This window comes from Salinicoccus halodurans (genome assembly GCF_900114445.1).
Lineage (GTDB): Bacteria > Bacillota > Bacilli > Staphylococcales > Salinicoccaceae > Salinicoccus > Salinicoccus halodurans.
Window position 1 is genome coordinate 447909 of the sequence record NZ_FOTB01000002.1, and the last position, 16901, is coordinate 464809.

Annotated in this window: 17 protein-coding genes, 3 tRNA genes and 1 rRNA gene; 20 read left to right on the forward strand and 1 reads right to left on the reverse strand. The window is 43.0% G+C overall.

Annotation, left to right across the window (positions count from 1 at the left end; translation table 11 throughout):
- Positions 1 to 187 precede the first annotated feature (187 nt).
- From BM271_RS06500 to BM271_RS06570, 16 genes are all read left to right on the forward strand, one after another.
- Entirely contained in the window at positions 188 to 1552 is a 1365-nt protein-coding gene (locus tag BM271_RS06500; RefSeq protein WP_046790951.1) for a UDP-N-acetylmuramoyl-tripeptide--D-alanyl-D-alanine ligase, read from the forward strand.
- 1 nt (position 1553) lies between these two features.
- Positions 1554 to 2231 (forward strand): alpha/beta hydrolase, encoded by a 678-nt coding sequence (locus BM271_RS06505; RefSeq protein ID WP_074924546.1) that lies wholly within the window; start codon positions 1554 to 1556, stop codon positions 2229 to 2231.
- A gap of 90 nt (positions 2232 to 2321) precedes the next feature.
- Entirely contained in the window at positions 2322 to 3839 is a 1518-nt protein-coding gene (gene cshA / locus BM271_RS06510; protein ID WP_046790949.1) for a degradosome RNA helicase CshA, read from the forward strand.
- A gap of 146 nt (positions 3840 to 3985) precedes the next feature.
- Positions 3986 to 4450 (forward strand): PH domain-containing protein, encoded by a 465-nt coding sequence (locus BM271_RS06515; RefSeq protein ID WP_046790948.1) that lies wholly within the window; start codon positions 3986 to 3988, stop codon positions 4448 to 4450.
- Positions 4443 to 5978: a PH domain-containing protein gene (locus tag BM271_RS06520; RefSeq protein ID WP_046790947.1), complete on the forward strand. Its 1536-nt coding sequence runs from the start codon at positions 4443 to 4445 to the stop codon at positions 5976 to 5978. The genes BM271_RS06515 and BM271_RS06520 overlap by 8 nt, the downstream gene beginning before the upstream one ends.
- Positions 5932 to 6405 (forward strand): PH domain-containing protein, encoded by a 474-nt coding sequence (locus BM271_RS06525; RefSeq protein WP_046790946.1) that lies wholly within the window; start codon positions 5932 to 5934, stop codon positions 6403 to 6405. The genes BM271_RS06520 and BM271_RS06525 overlap by 47 nt, the downstream gene beginning before the upstream one ends.
- Positions 6402 to 6752 (forward strand): holo-ACP synthase, encoded by a 351-nt coding sequence (gene acpS, locus BM271_RS06530; RefSeq protein WP_046790945.1) that lies wholly within the window; start codon positions 6402 to 6404, stop codon positions 6750 to 6752. The genes BM271_RS06525 and acpS overlap by 4 nt, the downstream gene beginning before the upstream one ends.
- Before the next feature lie 11 nt (positions 6753 to 6763).
- Entirely contained in the window at positions 6764 to 7915 is a 1152-nt protein-coding gene (gene alr, locus BM271_RS06535; RefSeq protein WP_046790944.1) for an alanine racemase, read from the forward strand.
- A 68-nt stretch (positions 7916 to 7983) separates the two neighbouring features.
- Complete coding sequence (locus tag BM271_RS14375) at positions 7984 to 8148, forward strand: hypothetical protein (RefSeq protein WP_200795322.1); 165 nt, start codon at positions 7984 to 7986, stop codon at positions 8146 to 8148.
- Positions 8149 to 8520 (forward strand): type II toxin-antitoxin system PemK/MazF family toxin, encoded by a 372-nt coding sequence (locus tag BM271_RS06540; protein ID WP_046790943.1) that lies wholly within the window; start codon positions 8149 to 8151, stop codon positions 8518 to 8520.
- A gap of 56 nt (positions 8521 to 8576) precedes the next feature.
- Positions 8577 to 9584: a PP2C family protein-serine/threonine phosphatase gene (locus BM271_RS06545; protein WP_046791567.1), complete on the forward strand. Its 1008-nt coding sequence runs from the start codon at positions 8577 to 8579 to the stop codon at positions 9582 to 9584.
- 78 nt (positions 9585 to 9662) lie between these two features.
- Positions 9663 to 9989 carry an anti-sigma factor antagonist gene (locus BM271_RS06550; protein WP_046790942.1) on the forward strand — a complete coding sequence of 109 codons (327 nt, stop codon included), beginning with the start codon at positions 9663 to 9665 and terminating at the stop codon, positions 9987 to 9989.
- 1 nt (position 9990) lies between these two features.
- On the forward strand, positions 9991 to 10467 hold the full coding sequence (gene rsbW / locus BM271_RS06555) for an anti-sigma B factor RsbW (RefSeq protein WP_046790941.1): 477 nt from the start codon (positions 9991 to 9993) through the stop codon (positions 10465 to 10467).
- Positions 10442 to 11218 carry an RNA polymerase sigma factor SigB gene (sigB, locus tag BM271_RS06560; protein ID WP_046790940.1) on the forward strand — a complete coding sequence of 259 codons (777 nt, stop codon included), beginning with the start codon at positions 10442 to 10444 and terminating at the stop codon, positions 11216 to 11218. The genes rsbW and sigB overlap by 26 nt, the downstream gene beginning before the upstream one ends.
- Before the next feature lie 101 nt (positions 11219 to 11319).
- Positions 11320 to 13458: a Tex family protein gene (locus tag BM271_RS06565; RefSeq protein WP_046790939.1), complete on the forward strand. Its 2139-nt coding sequence runs from the start codon at positions 11320 to 11322 to the stop codon at positions 13456 to 13458.
- 74 nt (positions 13459 to 13532) lie between these two features.
- Complete coding sequence (locus tag BM271_RS06570) at positions 13533 to 13997, forward strand: S-ribosylhomocysteine lyase (RefSeq protein WP_046790938.1); 465 nt, start codon at positions 13533 to 13535, stop codon at positions 13995 to 13997.
- Between the two features lie 64 nt (positions 13998 to 14061).
- Here BM271_RS06570 and BM271_RS06575 read toward each other — a convergent pair whose 3' ends face one another.
- On the reverse strand, positions 14062 to 15627 hold the full coding sequence (locus BM271_RS06575; protein ID WP_046790937.1) for a catalase: 1566 nt from the start codon (positions 15625 to 15627) through the stop codon (positions 14062 to 14064).
- Between the two features lie 547 nt (positions 15628 to 16174).
- Here BM271_RS06575 and BM271_RS06580 point away from each other — a divergent pair.
- From BM271_RS06580 to BM271_RS06595, 4 genes are all read left to right on the forward strand, one after another.
- Positions 16175 to 16246: transfer RNA gene (locus BM271_RS06580), tRNA-Glu, on the forward strand.
- Between the two features lie 119 nt (positions 16247 to 16365).
- Positions 16366 to 16450 (forward strand) — tRNA-Leu (locus tag BM271_RS06585).
- Positions 16451 to 16484: 34 nt separating this feature from the next.
- Positions 16485 to 16558, forward strand: a tRNA-Gly gene (locus BM271_RS06590).
- Between the two features lie 179 nt (positions 16559 to 16737).
- Positions 16738 to 16901, forward strand: a 16S ribosomal RNA gene (locus BM271_RS06595); the annotation flags it as partial.

The following is a 16901-nucleotide window of genomic DNA, read 5'->3' on the forward strand; positions in this document are numbered from 1 at the left end:
AATCATCTTTTAATTATACACTATTATGACTCTGGTTTTTAATATTATCACAATCGCTTTAAATAATTCCACAGCTTTGTATTGTCATTTTTATGAACTTCACTAGTGATAGAGATTGATGACTGTATTATAATGTAGAAGAATGGCCACTCGATATAATAAATATAGAAGGAATGGTAGTTTTCTTATGATAGAAGTGACGATAGGGCAAATCGCAGAATTTTGCAATGGAAAACCCAATGAAGCTGCTGAAAAAATTAAAAATGAAAAAGTGAAAGGTGTATCCATTGATACACGCACAATTGAGAAAAACAACCTGTTCATTCCCTTTTTGGGGGAGAACGCTGACGGGCACAGATTTATAGATAGTGCCTTTGACAAGGGGGCGGCGATCTCACTTACAGAATATAAAATTGAGCAGGGGGACTTGAGACCGCTGATCAAAGTGGATGATGGGCTTGCCGCACTGCAGATGATTGCAAAGGCGTATTTGAATATGGTTTCCCCAAAAGTGATTGCAATTACAGGCTCCAACGGAAAGACGACGACGAAAGATATGGTGGAGTGTCTGCTCGCCCCATACTTTAAGGTGAAAAAGACGATTGGAAACTACAACAACGAAATTGGCCTGCCGCTGACAATCCTTCAGCTCGATCATGACACTGACATTTCCATACTGGAGATGGGCATGGACTCAAAAGGAGATATAGACTTCCTGAGTAAAATGACGGAACCCGATGTGGCGATCATAACCAACGTCGGTGAATCCCATATTGAAAAATTAGGATCTCGGGAGAATATTGCCGCGGCTAAATACGAAATCGTGAACGGCTTAAAAAATACGGGTACTTTCATCTATTCCCGTGACTATCCTCTCCTCGAACAGATTGTAGAGAGGGATGTGGGTTATACCATAAGGACAGGCGGTCTGGATGAGACTAATGATCTGCAGATCACAAATGTGAACCAGACAGAAGATGGTACTGAGTTTAACGTGCCGGGGATTGATGCACCGGTTGAGATTCCGCAGCTCGGCACACATAATTCAGCGAATGCAACGCTCGCACTCCTGGCTGCAGAGGCATCGGGCCTCGAGATGTCCAAGGTCATGCATCAATTCCGAAGTTTGGAAGTGACTGGCATGCGCATGCAGAAAATAAAACATGCATCGGGCGCAATGTTTATCAATGATGCATATAATGCTAGCCCGTCCAGCATGAAAAGCGCAATCAGTACCATTGGCAACATGGACTATGACTTTAAAATTCTCATACTTGCGGATATTCTGGAACTGGGAACATACAGAAAAGAACTTCACGAATCGGTCGGAGAGCATATCAACGAATTGGATGATGAATTTGATCTTCTGCTGACTTACGGCGAGGATGCCCGGCTGATCCATGATACAGTCAATAACACAGAAAAGAAACATTTCGCTTCTTTGGAGGCGCTGGCTGAAGAATTAAATCCGCATCTTGACGCACGTACCGTCATCTTGCTGAAAGGCTCCCGGGGAATGGCGGTTGAAAGGGTGATGGATCATATCGGATAATATTGGAGTTTTATTCTTACACGGTTATACAGGCGGCAGGCATGAGCTGGATCCGCTGTTTGTCTACCTGAAGTCCCGTTATGACTTTGAATACGAATTCCCTGTCTATCCAGGACATGGTACAGTGCTCGATTTAAAGAAAGTCACAGGGAACGAGTGGTACGCAGAAGCGATGGATGCTTATACTGAGCTCAGAAAGCGTGTGGACAAGATCTATATCATTGGTTTTTCCATGGGTGGTGTATTCGCCGCGCACATTGCACAACAGGCGGAAGTGGAAAGGCTGTTCCTCATCGCGCCGGCTTTTGACTATACGAAAATTACAAAAATCGGCGAGCTCGGATTGACACCCACCCATTTCAGTGAGCACATGAAACTGAATATGTATGGAAAGATCAAAAACCGGGTCAAGGACATCCCGTTCAGGGCATTTCAGGAATTTAAAAATATCATCAAATTGAAAAGAGAAGGTTTAGAAAATGTTACAGCAGATACTTTAATTGTACATGGCACACTCGATCTGCTGGTCCCTTATAAATCGAGCGTTGAAACGGCAGGGAAGATTCAGGGGGCAGAACTTGAATTGCTGGAGGGTGCTCCGCATCTGTTTGCCTATACAGAGGAGAGCCAGCTTGAATTGAATATACTGGCTGAACGCTTTCTTTTTAAACATAATTAAAACAGACTTGTATAAACACACTAATGATGTTAAAATAGAGAAGTTATGCGTAACGAAAATGAGAAACGAAAAGTCAAAGGAGACTCTAATTTGAAGTTTTTTAAACAATTAGGTGTCAGTGATGAAACCTTAAAATCACTGGAAGAAATGGGATTTGAGACACCAACTCCTATTCAGGAAGAGAGCATACCGTTTGCTCTTGAGAGAAAAGATATTTTAGGCCAGGCGCAGACTGGTACTGGTAAAACTGGTGCATTCGGTATCCCGATCATAGAAAACACTGAGAAGCAGGGCGGCACACAAGTGCTGATTCTGACACCGACACGTGAATTGGCAGTACAGGTGAGTGAACAACTCAAAAAATTCGCCAAGTATAAGAAACTTGGCGTAAACGTAATTTTCGGCGGGATGAGCATTGAACGCCAGATCAAGGACCTCAAAAGACGTCCGGAAATCATCGTAGGTACACCGGGTCGTATCATCGACCATATCAAAAGGAAAACACTGAAGCTTGAAAGCATCAGAACCCTGGTTCTGGATGAGGCGGATGAAATGATGAACATGGGCTTCATCGATGATGTGAAATTCATCATGTCCGGGCTTCCGGAAGACAACAGGCAGACATTGCTGTTCTCAGCTACTATGCCTCCGGCAATCCAGGAACTCGTTACACGCTTCATGAACAATCCCCAGATTGTTAAAACAATGAGCCAGGATGCAAGTAACCCTCAAATTGAAGAGTTCTACACAATTGTAAAAGAACTCGAAAAACTTGATGTGTTCACGAGCTTCCTCGATACTCACCAACCGGATCTTGCAATCGTCTTCGGCCGTACAAAACGCCGTGTCGATGAATTGACAAGTGCATTGATTGCCAAAGGATACCGCGCAGAAGGCCTGCATGGGGATATCACGCAGTCCAAACGTCTTGAAGTGCTTAAGAAGTTCCGTAATAATGCATTGGACATTCTCGTTGCGACAGATGTAGCTGCAAGAGGTCTGGACATTTCAGGTGTATCCCATGTATACAACTTCGACATTCCACAGGATGCCGAAAGCTATACTCATAGAATCGGCCGTACAGGCCGTGCGGGTAAAGAAGGCATGGCACTTACTTTTGTCAATCCGGTTGAGATGGACTATCTCAGAATGATCGAGAATGAGAAAAAGAAAACGATTCTTGCTCTTAGACCACCGAATAAAAAAGAAGTGCAAAAAGCGAGAGAAAAAGAAATCTTCGAGAAGATCCAGCTTTGGATTTCCCAGAATGACAGCAGTCATACTACAGATATCGCTAAGCGTCTGCTTGAAGAGAACGAATCTGAAGAAGTGGTTGCAGCACTGCTCAATGAATTCTTCTTCGGAAAATCGGATGACAGCATCCAGCTGTCATTTGAAAAACCGTTGACACGTAAAGGCGGAAACCGTCGCGGAGGCAAGCCTTCCGGTGGTAAGAAACCTTTCAGAAAAGGACGCGGTGATCAGAGAAGGAGCGGCGGCGGTAAACGTAACGAACGAAGTGGAAGCGGCGGCCGTCAGCAGCAGAAAGGTCCGCGCCGCAGCAACAACAGCCAGGGCGGACGTACTTTCAAAGATCACATGAAATAAAATGATCAGAACACCCATGGAATCGGAGCGTATCCGAAACCATGGGTGTTTTTATTATATTTAAAGACAGTTGGATATATAATTGAAGAAAAAAGAAATTTGCTTTAGAGTTATAATAGTATAAATATATCTGACGGAGGATCAATATGAACGAGATACATAAACATGCTGTCCATTATTTGAGAGAACGTCACTTTTGGAGATTTCTTCTATGGGCTGCTGTAGCGATAGGGGTAAGCGCTGCTGCTGTATATTTTGAACTTCCTGACTGGATATACTGGGCGGCAACAGGTATCCTGATACTGAGTTTCGTGGCGGGGGGACTGATCAGACCGTCTGTATATTACAGGGTGACGCGATATGAACTGAAGGAGGAGGTTCTGATTGTCCGCACAGGATTCTTCCGGATTTCCACCAAAATGATACCAATCAGACGCATACAGGGGGCTGTACTTTCAACAGGGCCGGTTTCAAGAAGATACAATCTTGCAAACCTCACGGTGAAAACGGCGAGTACGGTGTTTTTACTGCCGCCTTTAAAAATGAAAGAGGCTCAGACACTGAAGCTTGAGATTATTGATATGGTGAAGGGGGAGCACACAGATGTATAGTCCCGAAAAGCTCCACCCCATTGCTTATTTAGGCAGTGTGGTCAATGCTTTGAAAAACTTATGGATTCCAATCATCATTGTTTTATTCAATTCGAGAGAAGCCATTTTCTCAGGAAATATCTCTTTGAAATATTTCCTGATTTCAGGAGGCGTACTCCTTCTGGCTGTTATACTTTTCGGCGGGTATGATTTCCTTAATAAATACCGGACACGTTTTTGGATTGAAGATGGAAAGTTCATATATAAAGATGGTGTGATTTCCAACAGGGAAAAAGAACTTGATATCAGCCGCATCCAATCCATTGATTTCAATGAACCGATATTCCACAGAATATTCGGGGCTGTCAAGCTGGATATTATTACACCGGGTGAAGGCATAAAAATCGATACGATTAAAAAATCGCAGGCTCAGTCGATCCAATCCATTCTCTACAATGAAATGAGTCAGCTGAATGAAGCGATGGAAATCGGTGCGTCCAGTAAATGGCCTAAAGAGAAGACGTCTGAGAGCATTTCAGCAGACCAGTTTGACACCTTGTACAAAATGAAGGGTAAATCGCTTATACTCATGAGTATGACAAGCGGTGCACTCGGGGCATTTCTAGCCATAGTCTTCGGATTCATCAACCTGATCGGAGCGAACTTTCTGATTGAACGCTATTTTGAAGTTTTCGAAGGGCTTGTGAGAAACGTATTCATGGCAATCGGCATTGCGGTACTTATTTTCATCATTGTCGGATATATCATCGGCATACTCATATTGTCCATTAAATATTTCAATTATATACTGAAGACGAAATCTGATGATCTGGTTGTGGAATACGGATTGCTTGAAAAGAAGCACAAGAGTGTAAATATCAACAGAGTTCAGAATATCATTATAAAAGATTCGATTATCAGGCGGATGATCGGGTACTATTCCTTATCAGTGACGATTACAAGTGATTCATTGGACAGTGAGGAAATTGACGGGAAAGTGGAACTTTTACCGTTCATAAAGAAGAAAAGGCTTTATGAAATCATCGATGGAATCTTCCCGAATTATCATGTCGAAGTGCCGGAGAAGGTTGTGCCGCTCAGAGGCTACAGAAGGTACTTCCAGATCATTCTTTCCCTCCTTATCATTGCGACCGGGGTCATTCAATATTTCTGGTTCGATTATACATGGATCATTGGATTGGTGCTGGCGGCAGTCTTTATCATTTCAGGTGTATACAATGCTCGAAATACGGGGTATTCCATTCATGGAAATGAAATCAATATGATGATGACAGGCTTCTTTTCGCGGTCCCATTTCGTGATAAAGCATGAAAAGCTGATTGAAGCCCAATGGGTGGTCAATCCATTCCTCAAGCGTTCAGAACTGGGTGTCATCACCCTGGTAACTGCCGCAGGCATGCTGGGATCAAGCGCAACATTGAAATTCATCGACAGAAAAGATATTGAAAAGATCTGGAATTGGGCAGAAAGGGGGCATTCTGATGGAGAAGATATCGTCGAAGGCAATCAAAGTATGGAGAATCAGTGAGTCGATCGTCGCCGGCATTATACTGCTTGTTGCCATCGTCGCGCTCGTTCTGTCGCTGTGGGTATGGAACTGGCTGCCGTGGTGGGTATCTCTGATCATATTCGGATTTTTCCTGTACAGCTGCATTTTTCAAATCTGGCTGTTCCCTGCATTGAAATACAAATATTTCCGTTACCAGGTAATGGATGACGAAATAAAAATCCACAGCGGAATATGGATTAAAAAGCAGGTGGCGGTGCCTTTATTCCGTGTACAGAATATCGATACCCATGTAGGACCGCTTATGAAACGTTTTGGCTTAAAAAGTATTACACTGAGAACGTCTGCTGAAAAAATTGAAATACCGGAACTTGAAGCAGATAAAGCAGATGTGCTCAGGAATGATATCAGGGCGTTAATCAATGAAAATACGAGGCAGGAAATATGATTGTTGGACTGGGTACGGATATAATAGAAATAAATCGTGTGAAAGAAATTGAATCGCGTAATAACCGGCTTTCCAAAAGGATCCTTTCAGAATCTGAATTGATGCATTATAACATACTGAAAAGTGATAAGCGCAGAATGGAATACCTTGCCGGCCGGTTTGCAGTGAAGGAAGCATACAGTAAAGCGCTGGGGACGGGAATCGGAAAAAGTGCCGCGTTCCAGGATGTCATCTGTCTGAATGATGATTTGGGCAAGCCATTCATCAAAGATGACAAAAGAGCGCACGTGTCAATCTCCCATGCAGAGGAATATGCCGTAGCAACTGTAATTTTAGAAGAAATCTAGGAGGCCTGTGCGTGTCAGAAAAATATTACAGAAATACCGTAATTGAAGTTGATTTGGAAGCGATTTATGAGAATTATAGAATGATACAGAATCTGCATTCGGATAAAACATTCATAGCTGTCGTAAAAGCCAATGCCTATGGCCTCGGCAGTGTGACAGTCGCCGAGCATCTTGCAGCAGGAGGTGTTGACTTTTTTGCTGTGGCAACACTGGATGAGGCAATTGAACTCCGTATGCATGGAATCAGGGAGAAAATCCTGGTGCTCGGGGTGATCCGGCCGGAAGATATCAATAAAGCGATTCAGCACCGCATTGCAGTCACAGCGCCCAATCTGGAATGGCTGACAGAAGCACGGAGTAATGTAAGTGACAAGTATGATAAAGAAGTATGGATCCATATCAAAGTGAATGCCGGAATGAACCGCCTGGGAACCTCGGATATTGAAGAAATTAACCGGATGATCAAAGAAATTGATGAAGATGGACATTTCATATACGAAGGGATATACAGCCACTTCAGTTCTGCAGATATTGATGACGAAGTGAACGGGAGGGAATATGCTGAATTCAAAAGAATTACCGGTGAGGTCAGGAAACCCCGGTATGTCCATGTCCAGAATTCAGCGGGAGCCCTCAGGATAAATGATGATTACTGCAACGCGGTCAGAGTTGGCATTTCATTATATGGATATTATACTTCCCCTTATATTGAAGAAATTTCTGATGTGAGTCTGAAACCTTCTGTCAGGCTGGCCACAAAAGTGATGGATGTACATATACTGTCTGAAGGTGAAGGGGTAAGTTACGGACTGGTGCATAAAGCGGTCGGGAAAGAGCAGATTGCCACGCTGCCGATTGGATATGCCGACGGACTTCTCCGCAGGCAGACGGGATATAAAGTCAGTTTGACAGATGGGACTGAGTGTCCGATTGTTGGGCGGGTCTGCATGGATTCGACGATGATCAGCGTACCGCCCGATGTGAAAGCTGGTGATGAAGTGACCATCATAAGTCCTGAGCGTGATTCAGGACAGTCGATGGAGAGTTACAGTGATCATTCAGGGACGATTTCCTATGAGTCGTTATGCACGTTATCAAGAAGGATACCCCGGCTGTACCAAGGCGCGGATGCAGCGTTCGTGCATAATGAAGTACTAAAATAAACTAGTAATGATATTTTATACATGTTATAGTTGACATAAGTTTAATGTTACCGGGGAGTGGTCTTCTAATGAGTAATGCAACATTATTTGGCAGTATTGAACTTTCTCTTGAACATGGATATATTGAAATGAGCGAGATTAACCTCTCGATTGCCTGTGAGAGCGAAGAGCTGGAATGCGAAGCATGGCAGTCGAATGAGGATTTTCTTGTTTACAGTAAAGATGGTGAATAGATGAAAAGAGGAGAAGTATATCTTGCGGATCTATCACCGGTGCAGGGCTCTGAACAAGGCGGTAAACGCCCGGTAGTGATTATACAGAACAACATCGGCAACTATCACAGCCCGACTGTGATCGTTGCAGCCATTACCGGCAGAATCAACAAAGCCAAGATTCCGACGCATGTGGAGATATCCAAAGATACATATAATCTTGACAAGGACTCAGTGATACTTCTTGAACAGATAAGAACAGTAGATAAGAAAAGGCTTAAAGAGAAGCTTACATATTTGAATGATGATAAGATGAAGGAAGTGGACAAAGCTTTGAAAATCAGTTTAGAACTCATGCCTGCCAAGTCCAAGAAATCTGAATCGAAATCCTGATGGACTTTTGTACGCAAAAGTCTTTTTTCAGTCTGAGGTGATTTATTTTGACATATATAGACGATCTTGTTAATAAATATAGGGAGATACTTAATTTGTATCTTTATGGCGATGATGCTGACCAGGCGTTTGACTGGTGCCAGTCATTCAGTGAAGAAGTCATCGAAATGGATACCTCACCTGAGGAAATCGTTTCACTGCACATCGATTTACTTGAAGATATGGAAGTGGAAGATGTTGCACTTGTAAAGAAGTCACTCGACATTCTGCAGGAAGTCATCATATCTTTCGGTTTTACATACAGGGATTATAAATCGATGATGAATAAACTTAAAATCCATGATAAAGAGATGGACGTCGCTTCAAGTCTGCAGGAAACAATGCTGAAAACGGAGATTCCTACATTTGAAACGATGAAAATTGGTGCCATCAGTGTGCCGGCACGAAAAGTAAGCGGTGATTATTTCAATATCATCGATCACAAAGACGGCATGCTGAGTTTCGCTGTTGCAGATGTCATCGGCAAAGGTATTCCGGCGGCCATTGCAATGAGTATGATCAAATTCGGGATGGATTCCTACGGGTATTCCCAATTGCCCAGCGACAGTCTGAAAAAGTTGAACCGTGTAGTGGAGAAGAACGTCAATCAGAATATGTTCGTAACCATGTTTTATGGCCTGTATGATCATAACACCAATTTACTCTATTATTCATCTGCAGGACATGAGCCTGCACTGTTATACCGCTATGAAACAGATGATTTTGAAGAGATTGATGCCAAAGGCATTGTGCTGGGCGTTAAGGAAAATGCAAGGTATGAACAAAAAGAGATAGAAATCGGTAATAATGATATGATCATCGTGTTTACTGATGGTGTGACCGAACTCAGGAAGCACGATGATACATTCATTGATTTTGAGGATGTCAAAGATATGATCAGAGAAGTGAAAGATCACCATCCTCAGGATATTGTCCAGTATATTTACGAGTCATTAATGCGGATGCAGAACCCGAATAAAAAAGACGATTTGACGCTTTTTATATTAAAGAATAATAAAGATTAATTTTTATGTTTTAACTCTATTCAGTCCGGGTAAAAGCCGAAGGGTCTATGTATTTAAGGAAATGGGAGTGTAATCTTAATGAATATCAATATCGATACAACTGAAAAAGAAAACGAATACTTAATTGTGCTTGATGGCGAACTGGATGTATATACAGCACCTGAGCTGCAGAAAGTTCTCGATCCTATCAGACAGTCCGGGAGCCATAACGTCAAAATCGATTTGACGGATGTAAGTTATATGGATTCAACAGGTCTGGGCATTTTCGTCGGCACATTAAAAGATCTCAATCAGCATGAACGTGAACTCCGGGTAACAGGGGTTTCCAATAGAATTCTGAGGTTGTTCGAGATTACAGGACTTCGTGATTTGATGCATATAAACGAAGCTTCGGAGGTTGAATAGAATGGCATTGCAGTATGATTATATAGAAATGAAGTTTCCGTCCAGTGCGGAATATGTCGGTCTGATCCGCCTTACACTGTCAGGAGTCCTTTCCCGGGCAGGCGCAACTTATGACCAGATAGAAGATTCCAAGATTGCAGTGTCGGAAGCAGTGACCAATGCGGTGAAGCATGCATATGGTGAAGACCAGACAGGCGAGGTGCTCGTCGGTTTCGCAATCTATGATGATAAAGTGGAGATAATTGTAGCAGATCATGGACAGAGCTTTAATTATGAAGATGTAAAGAAAGAACTCGGTCCATACACTGAAGATGACAACGTGAACTTCTTGAGAGAAGGAGGTTTGGGGCTGTTCTTGATTGAAACATTAATGGATGAAGTCTATCTCAAAAAAGACCCTGGAGTAACAATCAGTATGACGAAGTTTATTAATGAAAGTCAGGTGCATTCGAATGGAGAAACAATCGTCAATCGATAAAGGACTCACACCAGATGATATCAATGCACTGATACGAAGCCACCAGGAAGAAGGCGACCAGGCTGCCCAGACCAGACTAGTGGAACACTATCGGAAACTGATAGAATCGCTGGCGTACAGATATTCAAAAGGGAAAAGTCATCATGAAGATCTGGTGCAGGTCGGCATGGTAGGGCTGCTTGGTGCCATCAAAAGGTTTGATGCATCTTTTGACCGCAGATTCGAAGCATTTCTGGTTCCGACGGTGGTTGGTGAGATCAAACGCTATCTCAGGGACAAAACCTGGAGTGTCCATGTACCACGACGCATAAAAGAAATCGGTCCAAAGATAAAAAATGCGAATGATGAACTGACGAACAGGCTGGAGCGCTCCCCTAAAATCAGCGAAATTGCAGAGCATCTCGAGGTATCGGAAGAAGATGTTTTGGAAGCGATGGAGATGGGACAGAGCTACAATGCACTCAGCGTCGATCATTCCATCGAAGCGGACAAAGATGGATCGACAGTGACTCTGCTTGACGTAATGGGACAATCAGATGATAACTATGATCTTTCCGAGAAGCGCCTGATTCTGGAAAAAGTGCTTCCCATATTGTCTGAACGTGAACGTGAGATCATCCAATTTACGTTTATGGAAGGCCTGAGCCAAAAGGAAACAGGTGAACGTATCGGTTTGAGTCAGATGCATGTTTCAAGGCTGCAGCGGACGGCAATCAATAAGCTGCGCCAGGCAGTGAGCAAAGATGAATAGCTTTCTATAACACCCCCCGTCCAAAGAAGGATGGGGGTGTTAATGTTATAATGGGAATGACGCTTTTTAGTGACTTTTTGAAATATGGGAGAGATTTTTTTATGAATGAACAACTGGTAAAAGAATTAGAAAATACAACAGGAAAAAATGCAAAGTACATAAGAAGCGTACTGAAGCTTCTGGAGGAGAAAAACACCGTCCCTTTCATCGCCCGTTACCGTAAAGAGATGACAGGCGGGATGGACGAGGAGGAAATCAAGGAGATTTCAGACCGGTTCACTTATTTGGAAAACCTGGCAAAACGAAAGGAAGAAGTGATCCGTCTTATAGACGAACAGGGTTTATTGACAGAAGAACTGAGAAAAAATATTTTAAAACAGACCGTGCTGAACCGGGTGGAGGATTTGTACCGTCCATTTAAACAAAAGAAGAAAACAAGGGCGACGGAAGCGAAACGGAAAGGACTGGAGCCGCTTGCGGAACAGATCAGTGCACAGAAGCCGATGGATGTGGAAAGAATAGCTGCAGAGTACATTTCCGAAGAAGTGAAAACTGCTGATGCTGCGGTTAAAGGTGCACTGGATATTATTGCAGAAAAAATTTCTGATGAACCCAAATACCGCTCGTATATATTGAAAATCATTAAAGATACCGCTGATATTGTGACTAAAAAGAAGAAAAATGCAGAGGATCCGACGGGTATATTTGAAATGTACTACAGTTATCAGGAACCCATCCGGAAAATTGTGCCTCACAGAGTACTGGCTGTGAACCGTGGGGAAAAACTTGATGTTTTAAATGTGAAGATGGAATATGATATGGAGCGGCTGAAGCGCTATATCGGAAAACAGGAGATAAAAGAAGGGTCAGCAACGAAGGTGTATATTGAATCTGCGATAGAAGATGCACTTAAGCGGTTGATCATGCCGTCGATTGAAAGGGAAGTCAGAAATGGCCTGACGGAAAATGGAGAGAAGCATGCGATTGATATTTTTGCCGAGAACCTGAAAAGACTGCTTCTGCAGCCGCCGCTCAAAGGCAGAGTGATACTCGGGCTTGATCCGGCGTTCAGAACAGGATGTAAAATGGCCGTCATTGATAATTCCGGCCAATTCATCGATAAAGGAGTCGTCTATCCGCATCCACCGCAAAAGAAATACGATGCAGCGAAGAAGAGCGTATTGGACACAATCAGGAAATATGAGGTCACTTTAATTGCGATAGGTAATGGAACAGCTTCCCGTGAAACTGAACTTTTTGTCAGTGAACTGGTGAAAGAGAATGACCTGGAAATTCAATTCATCATTGTGAATGAAGCGGGAGCGAGTGTCTACTCCGCCTCTGAAGTTGCGAGGGAAGAATTCCCTGATTTCAATGTCGAGGAAAGAAGCGCAGTATCCATCGCCCGCCGTGTCCAGGATCCGCTCAGTGAGTTGGTGAAAATCGATCCGAAATCAATCGGTGTCGGACAATATCAGCATGATGTGAATCAGAAAAACCTTGCCGAGACATTGGATTTCATCGTCGAAACTACGGTCAATCAGGTGGGGGTCAATGTAAACACAGCCTCTCATACACTTTTGGAACATGTCGCGGGATTATCTCCTTCAATCAGTAAAAATATTGTGAAATACAGAGAAGAGAATGGTGGCTTCGTCAGCAGAAAAGATATCAGTAAGGTTCCGAGACTGGGAGCAAAGACATTTGAACAATGTATCGGTTTCCTGAGGATACCAGAAGGTAAGGAGCCTCTGGACCAGACACCAATCCATCCGGAAAACTATAAAGCGGCATATGCGCTGATCAGTCAGCTGGGTCTTCAAAAACAGGATATAGGCCACAATACAATGGAAGATAAATTAAAAGAAGTGGATATCAGGGAAATGGCCACACAGCTGGATATCGGTGTGCCGACACTGGAAGATATCGTCGAAGCATTGAAATCTCCAACGAGAGATATCCGGGATGATTTTGAAACACCGCTGCTCAAGTCGGATGTGCTTTCTATGGAAGATTTGAAAGAGGGTATGAAGCTCTCAGGAACTGTCAGGAACGTCACAGATTTTGGAGCGTTTGTTGATGTGGGAGTAAAGCAGGACGGTCTCGTGCATATATCGAAACTGACCAAACGTTTCATCAAGCATCCTATGGAAGTGGTAAGCGTCGGCGACATAGTGGATGTGACAGTCACCGGTGTCGATGTGGATAAAGGACGGATTTCACTTTCTATGAAGAAATAGGAACTCAGATTCTTGAGAACGTGAGGCTACTCATATATCATGAAAGACAAATTATAATTCAAAGGAGAATTTCAATGCCGAAAATGAATGTGGAAAGTTTTAATCTGGATCATACTAAAGTAGCTGCGCCATACATCAGGTTAGCCGGTAAAAGTGAAGGTGAACACGGGGACGTCATTTATAAATACGATCTACGGTTCTGCCAGCCCAATAAAGAGCATATGGAAATGCCGGGATTGCATTCCCTGGAGCATCTGATGGCTGAAAATATCCGTAACCATCACGAAAAAGTGGTGGATCTGAGCCCGATGGGCTGTCAGACTGGATTCTATCTATCCCTTCTGAATGATGACGATTTTGATAATGTGACCGGCGTAGTTGAGAAGACTTTAGAAGATGTGACGACTGCAAGTGAAGTACCTGCCTGCAATGAAGTGCAGTGTGGTTGGGCTGCGAGTCACAGTCTGGAAGGTGCACAGGAAATTGCCCGCCGCATGCTTGGGAAAAAAGACGAATGGCATATTGTATTTGCAGAATAGTTACTATATATATGTAATAAAAAATGGACCTGATCATTGTGATCAGGTCCATTTGATTTTTATTTTAGAAAGGATAGTCTGCAGCTTCAAGGTCAACATCACTGATATTGATGCCAAGTGCTTTGGCTACACCTTCACCGTAAGCTGGATCTGCTTTGTAGCAGTTTCTGATATGACGATGCTGGATTTGTTCCGTAGTTCCCTGCATTTCAGCAGCAGTGTTCTGGAACAACCTTTCTTTCGCTTCATCAGACTGGAGTCTGAAGAGTTTACCAGGCTGTTCATAATAGTTGTTGTCATCTTCACGGAAGTCATGCTCGTAAATGGCACCCATGGACTCCTGAGGCGGCATTTTAGCTTCCGGCGTACTATTGTATTTATTGTAGCTGTTAGGGTAGTAGTTCATATGGGACCCAAGGTTGCCATCGACTCTCATTGCGCCATCACGGCTGAAAGGACATACATTTGCGGCACCTTTAGGTGAGTTTACCGGAATCTGATGATGGTTTACACCAAGACGGTAACGCTGTGTATCACCGTAGGAGAACAAGCGCCCTTGCAGCATTTTGTCCGGTGAGAACCCGAGACCAGGTACAATATTAGTTGGAGCGAATGCAGCCTGTTCAACTTCAGCAAAGTAGTTTTCCGGGTTGCGGTTCAGTTCGAATTCACCAACTGGAATCAATGGATATTCATCTTTGAACCATACTTTAGTAAGATCGAATGGATTGTCTTTATGGTTTCTTGCCTGCTCTTCAGTCATGACCTGGATGTACAATTTCCATTTAGGGAAGTTTCCTTCTTCGATATTATCAAAAAGGTCACGCTGGGAAGATTCACGGTCTTTGGCAATGATTTCTTCTGCTTCAGCGCCAGTATAATTTTCAATACCCTGTTGAGTCCTGAAGTGGAATTTAACCCACACACGCTCGTTATCTTCGTTGATCATGCTGTAAGTGTGGGAACCGAAACCGTGCATGTTTCTGAAACCTTTCGGAATCCCGCGGTCTGTCATGATAATCGTTACTTGGTGAAGTGCCTCGGGAAGAGAAGTCCAGAAGTCCCAGTTGCTTTGTGCATTATGCATGTTTGTCTTGGGATCGCGTTTAACTACGTGATTCAGACTTGGGAAAAGCTTAGGATCACGGAAGAAGAATACAGGAGTATTGTTACCAACGAGGTCCCAGTTACCTTCTTCAGTATAGAACTTAAGTGCGAAACCTCGGATGTCACGCTCTGCATCAGCTGCACCGCGTTCACCGGCAACGGTTGAGAAACGTGCGAACATTTCAGTCTGCTTACCGATTTCGCTGAAGATTTTCGCTTTTGTATATTGCGTGATATCATGTGTTACTGTAAAAGTACCAAACGCACCGGAACCTTTAGCGTGCATCCTGCGTTCTGGAATGACTTCACGGTCGAAGTGCGCCATCATATCCAGGAAATAAGGATCCTGCATAACGATTGGGCCGCGTGGACCTGCAGTCATTGTATTTTCACGGTCACCTACAGGATTACCGAAAAGGGTAGTAAGACGATCGCTGTTCTGATTCTGAGATTGTTCTCTCGCCTGGCTGCCGCCTCCGGCACGGACATCGCCGGCATGTTGACTTTGATTTTCTTTATCCATCTAAAATCCCTCCGAATTAAGTATTAACCATATTCTTATTTAGAATGATTATAAATAAATATTAACACAAACAAATTAAAAAACAACACTAAAGCATCAAAATAAACAAAAATAATAGTAAAATTTAAAGTTTCTATTGAGATTCACAATCAATTAATATATTATAAAATTACACTCACATAATAATTATATCCCAATAAAATATTGAAAGAAAATATTCTGATCGGTTCATCCAGAACAAGATATTTATCGTCGCGGTATTACAGCCGAATATAAAATGTATTATTACTCCTGCTACATTAACATCATTACCCCGACTATTGTGTGGGTTAAACAGGGAATAGGTAAAGATTTGTTCGTAGAACGCTGGAGATATAAAGAAAATGATTATTCATCATTCCTGAATTTGAAAAGACATTATATAGGAAGAAAGTAGTCTCTATTGCAGCAGGAAAATAAAAGTATTAATTTTTGTTAAGAATATATTAAAAACGTATTGACTTTATCTTCATATCCCTTTATTATGAATATCGTTGCATTAATCAATGGCCCGTTGGTCAAGTGGTTAAGACACCGCCCTTTCACGGCGGTAACACGGGTTCGAATCCCGTACGGGTCACTCACTTAATTTTAAAACACTTCGACAAAAAAATAAACAAACAGTGTTGACATTGAAAAAGCAACATGGTAAGATATTACTTGTCGCTAAAAAGTGATTTACTAATTTAAATAACATATGCGGTTGTGGCGGAATCGGCAGACGCGCTAGGTTGAGGGCCTAGTGGGAGTTAATCCCGTGGAGGTTCAAGTCCTCTCAGCCGCATCAGTTTCTTCACAACACTAATTATAACAAATAAGCGGGTGTAGTTAAATGGTATAACCCCAGCCTTCCAAGCTGATGTCGTCGGTTCGATTCCGATCACCCGCTCCATTATTTAAATACCAATCATGAAATATCAGAGAACATTGAAAACTGAATGACAATATGTCAACGTTAATTCCGAGATAATGAGGTTCACATTAAGTTGAACTTCCCACATTGAGGCGACCAATCAAAAACGCAAACAGATACTGTCAGCAGTATCACATGAGCTCGAGAGGAGCTTTCCAATTATGGAGAGTTTGATCCTGGCTCAGGATGAACGCTGGCGGCGTGCCTAATACATGCAAGTCGAACGCGAGAAGGAGGAGCTTGCTCCTCCGGATCGAGTGGCGGACGGGTGAGTAACACGTAGGCAACCTGCCCATCAGCCGGGGATAACTGCGGGAAACCG